The sequence below is a fragment of the Bacillus cytotoxicus NVH 391-98 genome (genome assembly GCF_000017425.1).
Lineage (GTDB): Bacteria > Bacillota > Bacilli > Bacillales > Bacillaceae_G > Bacillus_A > Bacillus_A cytotoxicus.
In genome coordinates this window covers 3,957,278-3,972,878 of the sequence record NC_009674.1, presented here as the reverse complement: position 1 = coordinate 3,972,878, position 15,601 = coordinate 3,957,278, and the positions used below count along the sequence as shown (strand labels likewise).

Annotated in this window: 18 protein-coding genes; 9 read left to right on the top strand and 9 right to left on the bottom strand. The window is 37.0% G+C overall.

Annotated features, from left to right (window positions below; translation table 11 throughout):
• Positions 1-16: 16 nt before the first annotated feature.
• On the top strand, positions 17-694 hold the full coding sequence (locus BCER98_RS19730; RefSeq protein ID WP_012096362.1) for a uracil-DNA glycosylase: 678 nt from the start codon (positions 17-19) through the stop codon (positions 692-694).
• 35 nt (positions 695-729) lie between these two features.
• On the opposite strand, the gene BCER98_RS19725 is transcribed toward BCER98_RS19730, so the two are convergent.
• The 3 genes from BCER98_RS19725 to BCER98_RS19715 form a co-directional block, all read right to left on the bottom strand.
• A complete protein-coding gene (locus BCER98_RS19725; RefSeq protein WP_012096361.1) occupies positions 730-1,020 on the bottom strand; it encodes a DUF3817 domain-containing protein in 291 nt (96 codons plus the stop codon).
• 210 nt (positions 1,021-1,230) lie between these two features.
• Positions 1,231-2,052, bottom strand: coding sequence for a Cof-type HAD-IIB family hydrolase (locus tag BCER98_RS19720; RefSeq protein WP_012096360.1), 822 nt, complete (start codon positions 2,050-2,052; stop codon positions 1,231-1,233).
• A gap of 210 nt (positions 2,053-2,262) precedes the next feature.
• Positions 2,263-3,546, bottom strand: coding sequence for a purine/pyrimidine permease (locus BCER98_RS19715; RefSeq protein WP_041810153.1), 1,284 nt, complete (start codon positions 3,544-3,546; stop codon positions 2,263-2,265).
• A 96-nt stretch (positions 3,547-3,642) separates the two neighbouring features.
• Here BCER98_RS19715 and BCER98_RS19710 point away from each other — a divergent pair, with 96 nt between their 5' ends.
• From BCER98_RS19710 to BCER98_RS19700, 3 genes are all read left to right on the top strand, one after another.
• Positions 3,643-4,635, top strand: a complete 993-nt coding sequence (locus BCER98_RS19710; protein WP_012096358.1) for a potassium channel family protein — start codon at positions 3,643-3,645, stop codon at positions 4,633-4,635.
• 6 nt (positions 4,636-4,641) lie between these two features.
• Entirely contained in the window at positions 4,642-4,938 is a 297-nt protein-coding gene (locus BCER98_RS19705; protein ID WP_012096357.1) for a YwdI family protein, read from the top strand.
• A gap of 63 nt (positions 4,939-5,001) precedes the next feature.
• Positions 5,002-5,370: a DUF423 domain-containing protein gene (locus BCER98_RS19700; protein WP_012096356.1), complete on the top strand. Its 369-nt coding sequence runs from the start codon at positions 5,002-5,004 to the stop codon at positions 5,368-5,370.
• A gap of 30 nt (positions 5,371-5,400) precedes the next feature.
• Here BCER98_RS19700 and gerQ read toward each other — a convergent pair whose 3' ends face one another.
• From gerQ to hemQ, 4 genes are all read right to left on the bottom strand, one after another.
• Positions 5,401-5,826 (bottom strand): spore coat protein GerQ, encoded by a 426-nt coding sequence (gerQ, locus tag BCER98_RS19695; protein WP_012096355.1) that lies wholly within the window; start codon positions 5,824-5,826, stop codon positions 5,401-5,403.
• Positions 5,827-5,852: 26 nt separating this feature from the next.
• Positions 5,853-6,275, bottom strand: a complete 423-nt coding sequence (locus BCER98_RS19690) for a cell wall hydrolase (RefSeq protein ID WP_012096354.1) — start codon at positions 6,273-6,275, stop codon at positions 5,853-5,855.
• A gap of 190 nt (positions 6,276-6,465) precedes the next feature.
• Positions 6,466-7,749, bottom strand: a complete 1,284-nt coding sequence (locus BCER98_RS19685) for a serine hydrolase (protein WP_041810150.1) — start codon at positions 7,747-7,749, stop codon at positions 6,466-6,468.
• A gap of 319 nt (positions 7,750-8,068) precedes the next feature.
• Positions 8,069-8,812, bottom strand: coding sequence for a hydrogen peroxide-dependent heme synthase (gene hemQ, locus BCER98_RS19680; protein WP_012096352.1), 744 nt, complete (start codon positions 8,810-8,812; stop codon positions 8,069-8,071).
• Positions 8,813-9,077: 265 nt separating this feature from the next.
• Here hemQ and pta point away from each other — a divergent pair, with 265 nt between their 5' ends.
• The gene (pta, locus tag BCER98_RS19675) at positions 9,078-10,049 is read left to right on the top strand and encodes a phosphate acetyltransferase (protein WP_012096351.1); all 972 of its coding nucleotides are present in this window, start codon (positions 9,078-9,080) and stop codon (positions 10,047-10,049) included.
• A 36-nt stretch (positions 10,050-10,085) separates the two neighbouring features.
• Here pta and BCER98_RS19670 read toward each other — a convergent pair whose 3' ends face one another.
• Positions 10,086-10,931 (bottom strand): lipoate--protein ligase family protein, encoded by an 846-nt coding sequence (locus tag BCER98_RS19670; protein WP_012096350.1) that lies wholly within the window; start codon positions 10,929-10,931, stop codon positions 10,086-10,088.
• Between the two features lie 189 nt (positions 10,932-11,120).
• Positions 11,121-11,771 (bottom strand): RsfA family transcriptional regulator, encoded by a 651-nt coding sequence (locus tag BCER98_RS19665; protein WP_012096349.1) that lies wholly within the window; start codon positions 11,769-11,771, stop codon positions 11,121-11,123.
• Positions 11,772-12,079: 308 nt separating this feature from the next.
• Between BCER98_RS19665 and BCER98_RS19660 the strand changes: the two genes are divergently transcribed.
• From BCER98_RS19660 to BCER98_RS19645, 4 genes are all read left to right on the top strand, one after another.
• On the top strand, positions 12,080-12,304 hold the full coding sequence (locus BCER98_RS19660) for a DUF1450 domain-containing protein (protein WP_012096348.1): 225 nt from the start codon (positions 12,080-12,082) through the stop codon (positions 12,302-12,304).
• A 239-nt stretch (positions 12,305-12,543) separates the two neighbouring features.
• Complete coding sequence (locus BCER98_RS19655; RefSeq protein WP_012096347.1) at positions 12,544-13,596, top strand: FecCD family ABC transporter permease; 1,053 nt, start codon at positions 12,544-12,546, stop codon at positions 13,594-13,596.
• Positions 13,593-14,609 carry a FecCD family ABC transporter permease gene (locus BCER98_RS19650; protein ID WP_012096346.1) on the top strand — a complete coding sequence of 339 codons (1,017 nt, stop codon included), beginning with the start codon at positions 13,593-13,595 and terminating at the stop codon, positions 14,607-14,609. Before BCER98_RS19655 ends, BCER98_RS19650 begins: the two co-directional genes overlap by 4 nt.
• A 17-nt stretch (positions 14,610-14,626) precedes the next feature.
• Positions 14,627-15,439, top strand: a complete 813-nt coding sequence (locus BCER98_RS19645) for an ABC transporter ATP-binding protein (RefSeq protein ID WP_012096345.1) — start codon at positions 14,627-14,629, stop codon at positions 15,437-15,439.
• Positions 15,440-15,601: the final 162 nt, after the last annotated feature.

The window sequence follows — 15,601 nt, the reverse complement described above, 5'->3', positions numbered from 1 at the left end:
ATCAGGAGTGAGGGTAATGAAAAAAATTTTAAAGAATGATTGGGAACCAATACTTGGACCAGAGTTTGAGAAGCCATATTATCAAAACTTAAGACAATTTTTGAAAGAAGAGTATAGTATGCGGGTCATATATCCAAATGCAAATGATATTTTTAACGCACTACATTATACGAGTTATGAGGATACAAAGGTTGTGATTTTAGGGCAGGATCCGTATCATGGACCAAACCAAGCACACGGATTAAGTTTTTCTGTACAACCAGGAGTAAGGGTACCACCATCTTTACAAAATATGTATAAGGAACTAAAAGCAGACATTGGATGTGAAATTCCGAATCATGGTTATTTAGTAAAATGGGCAGAGCAAGGCGTATTATTGCTTAATACTGTTTTAACAGTTCGCCAAGGAGAGGCGAATTCTCATAAAGGAAAAGGATGGGAACAGTTCACAGACCGTGTTATTGAGTTATTAAATGAGCGGGAAAAACCAGTCATCTTCATATTATGGGGGCGTCACGCACAAGCAAAGAAAAAACGAATTACGAATCCGAATCACTATATCATTGAGTCTGTACATCCAAGTCCGCTTTCAGCAAGCCGCGGCTTTTTTGGCAGCAAGCCCTTTTCGAAAGTAAATCGCTTTTTATCTAGCATTGGTGAAAAAGAAATTGATTGGCAAATTCCAAATTTATAATGTAACAATAAAAGGTAGCTTGTGTGAGCTACCTTTTATTGTTCATTTTTTAATTTTGCATCTAGTACGAATGTGCCAAACGGAATAACGGATGCAAGAAGTGCACCAAGAACCCATAAAATAGATTTACGGTTTGCAATCGTTACTTGAATGACTGCAAAGATAAATAAAATAAATAATACACCGTGAGCCATACCTGTAATTTTCACAGCTGCTGCAAATCCTGCAAAATATTTTAATGGCATCGCTACAAATAATAGTAATAGAAAAGAAATCCCTTCGACAAATCCGATTGCTCTTAATCGTCCAACTGGTGTAGATAACATGAGATAGCCTCCTTAAATATAAGCTTGTATATAATAAATTTGTATTCGTTTCCAAAATAAAATAGTCTTTTTTGTTTCATTATATACAAAAACAAAGTTTGCACTATGATAATATTGTAAAGTTCGAAATATCTTCACAAAATCTCTTATATTTAAAGAAACTCTCCCTTTGAAATATTTGACTTCAAAGGGAGGGGATGAATGATGAAATTAAGCAATTACTTCATTTTTTAGTACAAATTTCTCAACTACTTTTGCAACACCATCGTTCATATTTGTATCTGTTACATAGTTTGCGATGGCTTTAATATCATCTGGAGCATTGCCCATTGCAACGCCAAGGCCAGCAAATTCAATCATTGTCTGATCATTATAGCTGTCACCTATTGCAATGACTTCTTCGCGCTTAATACCAAGCTTTTGGATAAGTTGGTTTAAGCTTGTTCCTTTTGTAACACCAGCTTCTGTGAATTCCAAGAAGTATGGTTTGGAACGCATAACACTTAGCTTTCCTTCTAATTGTTTTTGGAGTTTTTTCTCTACTTCAATCAGGCGCTCTGCTTCTTTATTCATTAATACTTTTACAACAGGTTCTTGTACAGCCGCGACAAAGTTATCTACTTGGATAATTGGCATACCTGTAAGTTGTCCTTCGATTTCTGTATAGGGATTATTTTCTTCCGTTATAATATCATCACCTATATATGTGTGAATCCAGACACCTTCTTCTTTACTAATCTCATATAAATTGTGAACGATTTCAGGTGATAACGTACTGCTAAATATTTTTTCATCTGTTTTACAATTAATAATTTTTGCACCGTTAAATGATAAGATAAAGCTTCCATATTCTTCTAAACGAAGTTCTTTCGCAATATGACGCATACCAAATGTTGGGCGTCCTGAAGCAAGTACGACTTTAACACCTTGTTCTTGAGCTGTCATTAAAGCTCGCTTTGTACGCTCTGAAATCGTGTGATCATCACGTAATAAAGTATCATCTAAATCTAAAACAATCATTTTATAAGACATATAGAAAGTTCCTTTCTGTATCGGAATAATAAATAACATTACTAGAGATAAAAATATGAAGAAGCAAATCGTAAGACGTCAAACTTCTTCTTGCATAACGAAAAGGTAATTACATTGTTAGTATAAAATATCAAGGGCGATATGCCCATGATATTTTATGACTATCGTAGCAACTTGAAAAGTAGAGTGTAATAATAGAAGTTCTGCTATTTACGAAAATTGTTTGTCTTTTGAACGAGAAAATAGAACTTCAAGTAAAATGGCCATAACGGAGCCAAGGACGAGACCGTTACTAAAAAATGATGCGAAAACGGGTGGAAGGACGGAGAATGCCTCTGGTGGTACAAACATAACTCCAATTCCAGTAAAGAGCGATAACCCAGCAACGCGAAATAGACGTTCTTTATTTTGTACTGAATCATATTCACGAAAGGCAAGGCCAATCATACTTGCAAATACGGGATAAATGGCTGCGTATCCAACGGCGATAGGAATAGCTGCAAAGAATGAAGTAATCTTTGGAAATATGCTAATTAGAATAATAAAACTTGATCCTAATATAAAAGGAATTCGCTTATAAATATTTGTTGTTGCGATAAAACCAGCTGATCCTGAAATAGCTACAGGTCCTACCGATGAAAATAGACCGCCTAATAATTGATTGATACCTGTTATAATACCAGCTTGCTTGAAGCGATTTTGTACTGCATTTTCTTCGTATTGGGAAACTACTTTTTGAACAACGCGAATACTTGCTAACATGTTTGTAAGAAGAAGTAGTGTGACAAACAGAACTGTGATTGCCATATTCCATTCAATACGAGGTGATCCAAAAACAAATATAGATGGAAGCTGAATGATCTCTGTTACAGGCGGAATCGGATTAGATAAACCGAAGCAAGCAAATAAAACCCATCCGAAGACAATACTAAACAGAACAGAATATTGCCCAATAATAGGTAGCTTCATAATGAAAAAAGATAGTACAATAACAACAAGTGAGAGAATAAATACGTTTATTTGCACTTTCGTATGACTTCCATCCAGCCCAAACATTCCTTTTAAGAAAGCACCGCTCAGCTGTGCAACAAGAAGAAATAAATACGTTCCGATTACGGTTGGTGTAAAATAATGAACGAGCTTATCAATAAGTCCAAAAACACTAAGAATAATACAAATCATACCGCTTAATAGGAAAGCGTATTGTAAGACGCGGAGCGTTTCAATGTTTGATCCGAATAGTACGATACCTAAACTTGCATAAAGAGAGAAGACGCCCCACCAAAGGCCGGCCGGACCTTCTTGAATAGGTAGCTTATGGCCAAACAGAGCTTGCAATAAGCCTGCAAATCCAAGAACAAATAATGTCCTTTGTATAAAAGCAATTGCTTCGGTACCACCCAGTCCATAACTGGTGGCAACGCTAATCGGTACAATTAGGCTACCGGCTAAAATAAATAGTGCCCACTGCAGGGCAGAAAGAAATGTTTTCATGATATCGACCTCTTTCATAGATTCCATTTCTAGTATATATGTATTTTATTTTATCTGGCAAAGATTTGTAGATTGAGAAAGGAGTTGAGGAACCATATGAATGCACGCAGGCAATTGTTAATAGCGATTATATGTATGTGTTTTGTTGTCATACTTGGAACAATTGGATTTATGGTAATAGAAGAAATTAGTTTGTTTCAAGCTTTTTGGATGACAATGATTACAGTATTAACAGTAGGGTATGGAGATGCAATTCCAGTAACACAAGCTGGGAAAATTTTTGCACTTTTAATTATACCTATTGGAGTAGGGATTGTTACATATGCCATTGGGGTAGTAGCGGCAATGATTATAGAGGGCAATTTATTTCATGCAGTTCGGAGGAAGAAAATGGATAAACAAATAGCGGGATTAAAAGATCATATCATTGTATGTGGCTGTGGTAGAGTAGGACTTCAAGTTGTACATGAATTACAGGAAAAGAAAGTTCCTTTTGTTGTGGTCGATAAAGATAGAGAAGTACTAGAAAAAGAAAAAATTTTATATGTACATGGTGATGCTACGGAAGATCAAATATTAATGAAAGCTGGAATTAAGAGAGCTGCTGGGCTTGTAGGGATTGTTGCCAATGATGCTGAAAATGTATTTATTGCGTTAACAGCAAGAGGACTCAATCGTAACATCAAAATTGTGGCTAGAGCTGAAAAGCCAGAAACGGAAGAAAAGTTACGTCGCGCTGGTGCGGATAAAGTGATCAATCCATCCAGTATGGCTGGAATTCATATTGCAAAAGGTATTGCAAATCCATTGGCGGTTCATTATATTGATACAGTGCTATATGGGACAGAACAATCCTTTGCAATAGAAGAGTTTCAAATCGGAAAAGATGCGATTGTGATTGGAAAAACATTGCTGGAAAGTAACGTGAGAAACCAATTTGATGTCACCATTTTAGCGATTTTAAGAAATGGAGATATGATCCATAATCCGACCGGACAGGAAAAACTACAAGAACGTGATATGATAATAGTATTTGGTCCGGTAGAGAGGCTGGAGCAATTTAAGAAAGAAATAGAAAGTAAGAGGTGACGATGTATGCAAGTGTCTAGTGACAAAATTTTAAATAAAATGGCAAATGAGATTGCAAAAGCAAAAGGGAGTGAAGGGCAGAAGGTGAAGGAGCATTTGTCAGTTGTTCGCGCACTATGTGATTTACTATTAGATGAACAGACTGAAACAAGTGTGTATGTAGAACCGAAATTACAGTCACAAGTGATTTCATCTCATCCGATGGCAGCGCCAGTAACCCAACAAGTAACGACAGTATCGGCTGGGGAACCTGTATATATGAAAGAAGAAGATGCAAACGGAAGTTCCTTATTTGATTTTTAAAGGGTAAAACGTTTGGCTTATATGTAAAAATTTCTTATCATAAAGATAAAAAGGGGAATTCTTATGAAAATTTTCTTCTTATTAGGTTGTATTGCAGCAGGACTATCAGTGGCATTAGGGGCTTTTGGCGCACATGGTTTAGAAAACAAAGTCTCCGCTAAAATGTTAGAAGTGTGGAAGACAGGGGTTACATACCAAATGTTCCATGCAGGAGGATTGTTGATTGTTGCATTATTAATGGATAAACTTCAGTCATCTCTTGTAAGTGCAGCAGGTTGGTTTATGGTAGCCGGAATTATTATGTTTTCTGGAAGTTTGTATGCATTAAGTATAACTGGCATTAAGTTTTTTGGACCAATTACTCCTCTTGGCGGTGTCGCGTTTATTGTAGGATGGATTTTATTAGGAACTGCAGTTGTAAAAGGATTATAAAACAAAGCTGGCATTTGCCAGCTTTGTTTATTATCTTGGAGCATAAGTCGCTTGTTGACTAGGTAGATACGTAATTTCTTCGGGGAATTCAACGTAATCTAAATAAATCATAAGCAATAAATAGCGTTTTCCAGACTGTGGTTCGCTAATTACGATATGGTCGCGCCCAGCAGCCTCAATAATACCAGTATAAGATTGAGTCCCTAAAGAACTACTGCGTTCATATGTCATAACGACAGTCGCTTGTTTCCCTTTATTTAAGCGAAGAATATTTTCGATATAGGATTGCTCTAATGGAAGCATTCCTTGAGATATTGCATATTGTGCTTGTGCAGCTTGTTGCTGCAAAGCTTGCTGTTGTTGCGGAATTATTTGTTGTTGCTGTGGTTGTTGCATATAACCTCCTGAAGGTTGATAAAAACCTGTTCCGTAGTATGGATTTTGTTGCTGTGCCATTCAAAAATCCCTCCTCAGTTTATTCTTTAATACACTCTTGGACAATCTGCACTGGAAGGTTGAAAGAAACAATGCTTTTTAAAACGGCCGGAATTTTGCTGGTTATACCAAGTTGGTGGACAATCACCTTCAGGCCTAAAGAACCATAATGCAAAATTTGCAGGCCAAAAACGCTGACCTTGAATATTCCGTCTGGCAAGTGCAATATCTTGCTCGCGTGCTCGTTGATAGAAATAGCCTTTTTGAGTTGCTTCAAATCCACCAGGTCTTTGATAAACCATTTGACGTAAATTTCGTATGTTTTTAAAGTCTAAACAATTTCCACGAACACGGTTTACCCCAACATTCCCAACCATTAGCATACCTTGTTTCCCTTCACCTTCAGCTTCGGCACGCATTAGCCTAGCTAATAACTTCACATCTTCTTCTGTATGCGAAATAACAGTCATTATGTCTCACCTCTCTGTTTGGAATGCATTAGAGAAAGAGGTTTATTTCTGGATGAAGTTTAGAACAATTACTAGTTCATACGTATGAGGAAAAGGAAGCAGATATGACAACCAAACAAAGTTTTAAGAAGGAGAATTTTAACTGTAAAGGGAGGAAAATAATAAAAAAGGCTAGCACTTTGCCAGCCCTTTATGATTCAAATGTGTTTGCCCATATGTTTGAAAAGAAACCACCAATGGATCGCAACGTTAATATAAACCAATTCGCTTTTTCCACTTCTTCAGTTGTTTTAGCCGCAACTTTCAGCTGTTTACTACCATCTAAGAATCCATATCGATCGGTTGTTTCTAAGACAATTGAACCTACTTTCGCATCCTTCTTAATAGGAGCAATTAGCTTTCCCTCTTCAGCAAGTGAAGGAATAGCCTCGGTTGAAGTTTTGTAAGGTGGTTTACTTCCTTTTTTTGTGACAACTTCTATTTCCTTTTCAGGTGCTATAGATACGGCATCTTCTTTTCCTTTTACGACAGAAATCGTATTGTTTTTATCTAGTGTTAACTTTTTCTTTTCAAAGTTACGAAATCCGTAATCAATTAATTCGCGAGATTCTGTAAAACGTTCATCCATTGATTTTGTTTTTATAATGACAGAAATAAGGCGTAAGTCGCCACGTTTTGCTGTAATGGTAAAACCATATCCCGCTGTGTCAGAGCTTCCCGTCTTTAATCCATCTGTTCCTTCATAAGCGAAGGCAGCACCAGGGAGCATCCAATTCCAGTTTTCCATTCGAATTGGTTTTGGGTGATTATCAGGGAAGTTTCGAAACCTTTGTTTTGTATCTTCTAGCATTTCTGGATACTTTGTAATCAGTGTTTTTGCTAGAATACCCATATCGCGAGCTGATAAGGAATTTTCTCCATTTGGATCGGTTCCTTCAGGATGTTTTCCTTTTAAATCAGCGTTATTTAACCCTGTCGCGTTTACAAATTTATATTTCTTTAACCCTAGTTTTTTGGCATATTCATCAGCAAGCTTTAAGAAGTTTTTTTCACTTCCTGCAAGAAGTTCAGCAAGTGCAATGCTAGATCCATTTGCGGAAAAGATAACAATAGAGTGATATAATTCTCGCACTGTATATTGTCTTCCCTTTTCAAATGGAACATTAGAAAATTCATTATTACGCGATACTTCGTAAGCGTAGTCCGAAATATTTACTTTTGTATTCCAAGTAATCTTTCCTGCTTTAATTGCTTCTAAAACAGCATACACAACCATCAATTTCGACATACTCGCAACAGCTAGTAATTCATCGGGATTTTGTTCATGTAGTACCTTTCCCGTGTCTGCATCAAATAAAATAGCAGCAGCAGCTTCTATATGTATGTTTTCTTCTGCATGGGAGTTAGTTGCTCCTAAGGAAGAAAATAACAATAGAAAAGCTAGTAAAATAGATAAGATTTTCCTCATATACATAATCACCTTCGCATCGTTATTAGCATATAGCTTGTATCATTCTAGCATGATTTTGTGAGGATTTTGACAAAACTTTCTCTATTTTAATTTAAAATTGCCGAAAAATGAGGATTTTAATGGAATATGAAAAGATATAAAAAAATGGGTAGGTCTATTTGTTATGAAGAAATGTAAAATGGGAGGAAGGGGTATCCCCTGCCTCCCGTTTTACATTCAATATTTTTCATTATTTTTTCTAAAACGACTTATCTCATTATAAGAAGAAATCTGTCTCCAAAAGATCAGTATGTAAGGCTTTTTGGTACAGGCTTTCGTTTTCTTATACATGTAAAAAGCTTGTTACTTTTTCGCTTGGTAAAATGTTTCCAACAAAGAATGTGCCAAATTCGCCGTAGCGTGCACTTACTTCATCAAAACGCATTTCGTATACGAGTTTCTTAAACTGAAGGACATCATCAGCAAATAGTGTTACACCCCATTCGTAATCATCAAAGCCAACGGAACCTGTAATCACTTGACGTACTTTACCAGCATATTGACGACCAATTTTACCATGGCTATACATAAGTTTTTTGCGTTCTTCCATCGGAAGCATGTACCAGTTATCATTACCTTGACGACGTTTGTCCATTGGATAGAAGCAAATGTGATTTGCTGTTGGTAATTCAGGATATAAACGTGCTAGAATTTGAGGGTTTTGATATGGATCTTCATCAGCTGGAAGATAATTACTTAACTCAACAACAGATACATAAGAATATGCTGGAATCATATATTCAGCTAATGTTGTTTTATTTAATTCTGTTTCAATTTCATTTAACTCTTCCATTGTTGGACGCAGTAGCATGAACATAATATCAGCCTTTTGACCAACGATTGTATACATTGCATGGCTACCTTGTTTTTCTGCAGCTACTTTATTCCACTTTTCAATTATATTTAAAAATTCAACGATTGCTTGCTCACGTTCTTCGCTAGATAATGTTTTCCAAGATACCCAATCGATAGAACGTAAATCGTGCAAACAATACCAACCATCTAATGTTTTTGCTGCTTCACTCATTTCTTTCACCTCAGTTAATGATATTTTATACGTTAACTATAGCATATATAGTTTTAAATTCACCTATGTAACGCTTGGGTGCATAAAATTGTCACATTGTAAGATGATAGAAATAAGAGTGAACTGATATTTAACAAGGCCGAATTTTATGAAAATATAATCATTTTGTTTTTCCCTATTTTTTAGGAGCTATAAGTTTAAAATATATGTGAAAAGAAGTATTCTTAAAGGTAGAGTTTTTTAATATTTGTAGGAGGGTTTATTCGTGAGCGATTTATTTACAACAGTAAAAGAAAAGGTTCAAGGAAAAGGCATTTCTATCGTACTTCCTGAAGGAACGGATGAAAGAATTTTAGGCGCTGCAGAGCGTTTAGCAAAAGAAGAAATTGTAAAACCAATTCTAGTTGGTAATAAAGAAGAGATTAGCGCAAAAGCTGCTAGCCTGAATTTAACATTAGCAGGCATTGATATTTATGATCCAGCTACATATGAAGAAATGGATGCAATGGTAGCGTCTTTCGTTGAGCGTCGTAAAGGGAAAGCAACAGAAGAAGATGCTCGTAAAATCTTAAAAGACGAAAACTACTTTGGCACAATGCTTGTATATATGGGAAAAGCACACGGTCTAGTTAGTGGGGCAGCTCATTCTACAGCAGATACAGTTCGTCCGGCACTTCAAATCATTAAAACAAAACCAGGCGTTACAAAAACTTCAGGCGTATTCATTATGGTACGTGAAGATGAGAAATATGTATTCGCTGATTGTGCAATTAACATTGCACCAAACAGCCAAGACTTAGCTGAAATTGGTATTGAAAGCGCAAAAACGGCAGAATTATTCGGTATCGACCCACGCGTTGCAATGTTAAGCTTCTCTACAAAAGGTTCTGCGAAATCTCCAGAAACTGAAAAAGTTGTAGAGGCAACTCGTATTGCAAAAGAAATGGCTCCTGAATTAACATTAGATGGAGAATTCCAATTTGATGCAGCATTCGTACCATCTGTAGCTGAGAAGAAAGCTCCAGGTTCTGTTTTAAAAGGTGACGCTAACGTATTCGTATTCCCAAGCTTAGAAGCTGGTAATATTGGTTACAAAATTGCTCAACGCCTAGGTAACTTTGAAGCTGTAGGACCAATCTTACAAGGTTTAAATATGCCGGTAAACGATCTATCTCGTGGTTGCAACGAAGAAGAAGTGTACAAGCTAGCGTTAATTACAGCAGCTCAAGCACTATAATGATAAACCCCGCCTATTAAAGCGGGGCTTTTTTCGTTATTTCTCAAGGCCGAGCGCTTTATTATTACGATCAATAATGCGCTGTAAGTTCATCTCATATAATGGAACTTCATCTACTGTTAGTTGTGAAGGAGTTAACTTTTGTGCAAACTGTTGCAATGTTTTTAACAGGCGCAGCATTAAGTCTTGAACAGTAATTGTTTCACCTAGTAATTCAGATAATGAAGCCATTGTACTTGGTACAATGTTAGGATACGTAAACCTTGTTTGTTCTCCTTGAATTGCTATATTGTAAAAATCACGAACAAGAGCTGCGCGCCCAGAGCCGCTCCCTGTAACGCATAAATAAATTTGTACAGCTACTCCTCCGCGAATACGGCGCTGTGAAATACCAGCAAATTTTTGATCATGAATGCTTAAATCATAGCTTCCAGGACAATAAGAGCCGACGATTTCCTTTGCTTCAATATTTACATCGTAATCTTTTAGCATTTCTTTAATTAAGTGCCACATTGTATCATATCCAAGGTCAATATCGATACCTTTATCAGATTCTTGGAATAAAAGTGATACATTTAAAACTCCTTCATCAAGTACGACTGCAAGTCCGCCGGAATTGCGGACAATGACATTGAAATTCTGCTCTTTTAAGAAAGAAATTCCTTCTTGTAAATGAGGAAGCCTTGAATCCTGGATTCCGAGAACAATTGTATTGTGATGAACCCAAGAGCGCATTGTTGAAGCTGAAGCACCATTTCCAATTGTTGTACATAGCGTATCATCCATTGCAAATGATTGCAGAGCATGGAACGTAGGCCCTAAACTAGACTGATCAATAATGCGCCACTCTGGTTGAGATAAAATCGAATGGGAATTTCTCATATCATTAACCCCTTATCTATAAAATGACAATCTTTATTATAGCAAAAAAAGGTTGCGGGGGAGATTGTAAAAGAATCTTACTGGGGCTAGGATGGTTGGAGATATAGTGATGAAAGAGAATGTGATCAATTAGAGAGAAATACGGAAATTTAATTGCAGAATAAAAAGGATGCCTTATTCGCATCCTTTTTATTCTGCAATTTTTTCTAAGTTACCGTTTCGGTCCATTCGGAAAGAGGTTTGCGTGCGTTCTTCTTCGTCCATCAGTGCCAATTTACGAGCACGATTCATAATATTCATCAGTGTTTCGTAATCTTCTTGCACTGTATTCGATTGTTTTTCTAATTTTTCCAGTTTCTTTTCTAATTCTTCGTTGCGAAGGATTTGCTTTTTTAATTCTTGATTTAATCTCGTATTCTCGTTTTCGAGTGCGGTTACTTTCACATTGGAAGATCCTACTGTTTGTAAAAATTGAATGACATCTTGCATTGTGATAGAAGATTCAGAAGCAGTTGATGGTACTTGTACTGCTTGTTCCTCATGCGACGTTATTACTGATGGAGTTGGCGGTGTATAGAGTAGACGTTTTTTTGCATGTTCACCGCCAGCAGCTCGCATTTTATCTTTGCGATGTTTTTTTGCTAACTGAAGAGCTTGTTCATAGCTATAGCGAACGACAGCATTCCAACGAAACCCACAAGCTGCTGATGTCCGGTTTAAACGATCTCCAACTTCCTCAAATGCATTTAACTGTGTACTTCCTTCTCGAACATGACGGAGGACTGTTTCGGCGAGTAATAAATCATCCTCATCTGTCCAAGCATCTTGTCTTACTTTCATAGATTCAACTCCCTTTCTTTTTATGAACTTCCTATTTTTATATTGGGCAAAAAGAACAGCTTTTATACAAAGCTTTTAAAATTATGGTAGATTTTGATGATTTATTTCGTCTCTTTGCTGGGGATACGGTATAAGGTTTGAATGAAGGTGATTTACGTAGGGAAAGGTAAAAAATAAAACAAAGGTTTTCTGCTGTGCAAAGCGATAGAGGAAACTTGCATCCAGCTTCAAAGAGCGGTAAAATACCATTTAGTGTTTAGGTTAAATGTACTTGTGAAAAGTTTAAAATAGAGGAAGTGTTATATAAAATGGGAAACGAATTTCGCGTTTGTGATGATTGCCAAGCAACGAACATTAAAACGTTGATACCGAAGCTCAAAAAAATAGATTCATGTGCAAGTATTGAAATTGGATGCCAATCTTATTGTGGACCGGGTCGGAAAAAATCATTCGCTTTTGTAAACAATCGTCCAGTTGCAGCACCTAATGAAGACGAGTTAATTAAGAAAATTGAAGCAAAGTTAAATAAATAAGAGGAAGAGTGAGCGTTTCACTCTTCCTCTTATTTATATTCAAATGGCAGTTCGATTCGAATGCTTGTAATTGTATATTGCAAAATAATAGTTGACAGCCTTTTATAGCGCTAGGTAGAATAAGGAATATGATGATGAGAATCATTATCAAAAAAGTAAGGAAGTCAATATTCTTTTTATTATTTCTTGAGAATCAATCTCATTTTGTTACATATATTATTGGTTAGGATGGTTGAGGGATGGGAGCAAGTGCGAGGAGTATAGAGCAGCAAGTAAATATAAAAGAGATTAAGAGCAGACCGCTTATTGCTTCTATTATTTTAATAGCAGGCACGATTTTGTTGGCTATAAGCATGGCAGTTTCCATTTCATTTGGAGCTGCAGATATTAGCTTAAAGACGGTATGGCAAGCTGTTTTTCAATTCGATAATTTATTGACACATCATAATGTCATTTGGGAGCTTCGCATGCCAAGAGCAATTGGAGGCGTAGTTGCAGGTGCGTTTCTAGCAGTATCAGGAGCAATTATGCAAGGGATGACGCGAAATCCGCTTGCATCGCCATCTTTAATGGGAATTACAGATGGAGCAGTATTTGGAATTGCGATTATGTATGCGTTTTTTCCAAATTCACCATACTTAATGTTTGTGATTGCTTCGTTTGTTGGAGCGGCATTTGGTGCAAGTATTGTATACGGTGTGGGAGCTTCCTCACCAGGAGGACTAACACCTGTTAAGTTAGCGCTAGCTGGAGCGGCAATTAGCGCCCTGCTTGGTGCCATCTCATCTGGTATCGCCCTTTATTTTAATCTCGCTCAAGAAGTAAGTATGTGGAATGCAGGTGGCGTTTCAGGGGTGAAATGGGCAAGTATTAATATGTTGTTACCAATTGGACTTGTTTGTCTTGTTCTAGCAATTATAATGTCTAGATACATTACAATCTTAAGCTTCGGTGAAGAAATTGCGATCGGACTTGGACAAAATACAACTTTAATTAAATTTATTGGAACTGTAATTGTCCTTGTTTTAACAGGATCAGCCGTATCGATGGCCGGATCAGTCGGGTTTGTAGGTCTTGTGATTCCACATATGACACGCTTTCTCGTTGGGTCTGATTATAGATGGGTCATTCCATGTTCCGCTGTATTAGGTGGCTTATTAATTGAATGTGCAGATATGTTATCTCGCATTATCAATCCTCCATTTGAAACACCAATTGGTGCGATTACAGCCTTAATCGGTGTTCCATTCTTCCTTTACTTAGCTCGTAATGAAGGGAGAGGAAAAATGTGAGGACAAGTATTTTAACAAAAAAGAACATTTCTGTTTTAACGATTATAGCGGGGTTAATTGTGTCCGTATTTTTCATTAGTTTAAATACAGGGACATTTAAAATACCGCCGATAGATGTATTGAAATCGTTAGTAGGATTAGGGGTTGAAGAGCAATCCGTTATTTTATTTGAATTTCGTATGCCTCGAATGGTTATTGCTATTTTAGTGGGTTCAGCATTAGCGATATCAGGGGCAATCATGCAAGGTTTATCAAGAAATCCACTTGCTGACCCTGGAATTATCGGTATTAATGCTGGAGCAGGATTGACAGTTGTAGTTTTCGTCTATTTCTTCTTTGGAAAAGTAGGAACCGGTACGTTCTTATCCGTATTCATCCTTCCATTTTTTGCTTTGGTTGGTGCGATATTGGCAGCAGTTATTATTTATACACTTGCATGGAAAAATGGCGTTTCATCAACGCGTCTTATTCTTGTTGGGATTGCAGTGGCAGCAGGATTTGGAGCGGTTAGTTTAATTTTCTCCATGAAGATGACTTCGAATGACTTTCGCTTTGCAACGATTTGGTTAGCAGGTAGTTTATGGGGGACGGATTGGAAGTTTGTATTAAGTGTGCTTCCATGGATGCTCATTTTTTTACCGATTGCAATCCGAAAGGCTCATGTACTGAATGTCATGAATTTAGGTGATGCAGCGGCAGTCGGTCTCGGTGTCAATGTTGAGAAAGAAAGACGTAAATTATTATTTATTGCTGTTTGTTTAGCTGGTGCATCTGTAGCTGTTGCAGGTGGAATTGGGTTTATCGGATTGATGGCACCACACTTAGCAAGGCGCCTTGTCGGAGGGAAGCACCAAATTATGTTACCGACAGCAGCATTAATTGGAACTTTTCTGTTATTGTTTGCAGATTTGATTTCTAGAAGTGTACTCACAACTTCAGAAATACCAGTAGGTCTTGTTATTTCTGTTATTGGTGCACCATATTTCATTTATTTACTTATGAGGACAAAATAAAGGGAGGCGCGTTTTGAATGGTGACTTTAGCAGTTGATTCGGTATCCGTTGGCTACAATGAAGGATTAATTATTGATGGATTATCAGTGGAAATTCCCGAAGGAAAGATCACGACAATTATTGGACCAAACGGATGCGGGAAATCCACATTGTTAAAGACAGCTTCTCGTATTTTAAAAGCAAAACGAGGGACTGTTTATCTGGATGGAAAAGCAATTGAGAAACAGCCAACAAAAGAAATTGCAAAAAAAATGGCGATTTTACCACAGACTGCAGAAGTGCCAACAGGCCTTACTGTGTTTGAACTTGTTTCATATGGTCGTTTTCCGCATCAAAAAGGATTTGGAACGTTGAAAGAAGAAGATTATCGCTATATTCATTGGGCCCTTGAAGTGACAGGGATGACAGAGTTTGCGCATCGACCAGCAGAGGCATTATCAGGTGGTCAACGTCAACGAGTATGGATTGCAATGGCGCTTGCGCAAGGAACAGACTTACTTGTATTAGATGAGCCGACAACATATTTAGATATGGCTCACCAGTTAGAAGTATTAAACTTATTGAAGAAGTTAAATCAAGAGGAAGGCCGTACAATTGTTATGGTTATTCACGATTTGAATCACGCTTCTCGTTTTTCTGATCATATGATCGCGTTAAGATCTGGCAAGCTCATTAAGCAAGGCACTCCAGATGAAGTTATGACAAGTGAGACATTGCGCGAAGTGTTTGAAATCGAAGCGCAAATTGTTCCGTGTCCTGTAAATTGTAAACCGATTTGTTTAACGTACGATTTAATGATGATTAATCAACAATTGCGTAAAAAAGCATAAATAGGGAAGCTTCCTCTCTTCATCGGATAGAGGGGAAGCATTCTAATGAATGTTGAACTTCTCACTTTCGTTTGGGAAGTTGAACACCCGTTAGAATGGGATGTACGAAACTTATAATAGGGATATATTGATAAATTGCTTTTATTGTTTCGTATAGTGATA

Excerpts from the sequence above, each read along its gene's own strand:
- BCER98_RS19730 (WP_012096362.1), top strand. The coding sequence starts at position 17 with ATGAAAAAAATTTTAAAGAATGATTGGGAACCAATACTTGGACCAGAG.
- BCER98_RS19725 (WP_012096361.1), bottom strand. The coding sequence starts at position 1,020 with ATGTTATCTACACCAGTTGGACGATTAAGAGCAATCGGATTTGTCGAA.
- BCER98_RS19720 (WP_012096360.1), bottom strand. The coding sequence starts at position 2,052 with ATGTCTTATAAAATGATTGTTTTAGATTTAGATGATACTTTATTACGT.
- BCER98_RS19715 (WP_041810153.1), bottom strand. The coding sequence starts at position 3,546 with ATGAAAACATTTCTTTCTGCCCTGCAGTGGGCACTATTTATTTTAGCC.
- BCER98_RS19710 (WP_012096358.1), top strand. The coding sequence starts at position 3,643 with ATGAATGCACGCAGGCAATTGTTAATAGCGATTATATGTATGTGTTTT.
- BCER98_RS19705 (WP_012096357.1), top strand. The coding sequence starts at position 4,642 with ATGCAAGTGTCTAGTGACAAAATTTTAAATAAAATGGCAAATGAGATT.
- BCER98_RS19700 (WP_012096356.1), top strand. The coding sequence starts at position 5,002 with ATGAAAATTTTCTTCTTATTAGGTTGTATTGCAGCAGGACTATCAGTG.
- gerQ (WP_012096355.1), bottom strand. The coding sequence starts at position 5,826 with ATGGCACAGCAACAAAATCCATACTACGGAACAGGTTTTTATCAACCT.
- BCER98_RS19690 (WP_012096354.1), bottom strand. The coding sequence starts at position 6,275 with ATGACTGTTATTTCGCATACAGAAGAAGATGTGAAGTTATTAGCTAGG.
- BCER98_RS19685 (WP_041810150.1), bottom strand. The coding sequence starts at position 7,749 with ATGTATATGAGGAAAATCTTATCTATTTTACTAGCTTTTCTATTGTTA.
- hemQ (WP_012096352.1), bottom strand. The coding sequence starts at position 8,812 with ATGAGTGAAGCAGCAAAAACATTAGATGGTTGGTATTGTTTGCACGAT.
- BCER98_RS19670 (WP_012096350.1), bottom strand. The coding sequence starts at position 10,931 with ATGAGAAATTCCCATTCGATTTTATCTCAACCAGAGTGGCGCATTATT.
- BCER98_RS19665 (WP_012096349.1), bottom strand. The coding sequence starts at position 11,771 with ATGAAAGTAAGACAAGATGCTTGGACAGATGAGGATGATTTATTACTC.
- BCER98_RS19660 (WP_012096348.1), top strand. The coding sequence starts at position 12,080 with ATGGGAAACGAATTTCGCGTTTGTGATGATTGCCAAGCAACGAACATT.
- BCER98_RS19655 (WP_012096347.1), top strand. The coding sequence starts at position 12,544 with ATGGGAGCAAGTGCGAGGAGTATAGAGCAGCAAGTAAATATAAAAGAG.
- BCER98_RS19645 (WP_012096345.1), top strand. The coding sequence starts at position 14,627 with ATGGTGACTTTAGCAGTTGATTCGGTATCCGTTGGCTACAATGAAGGA.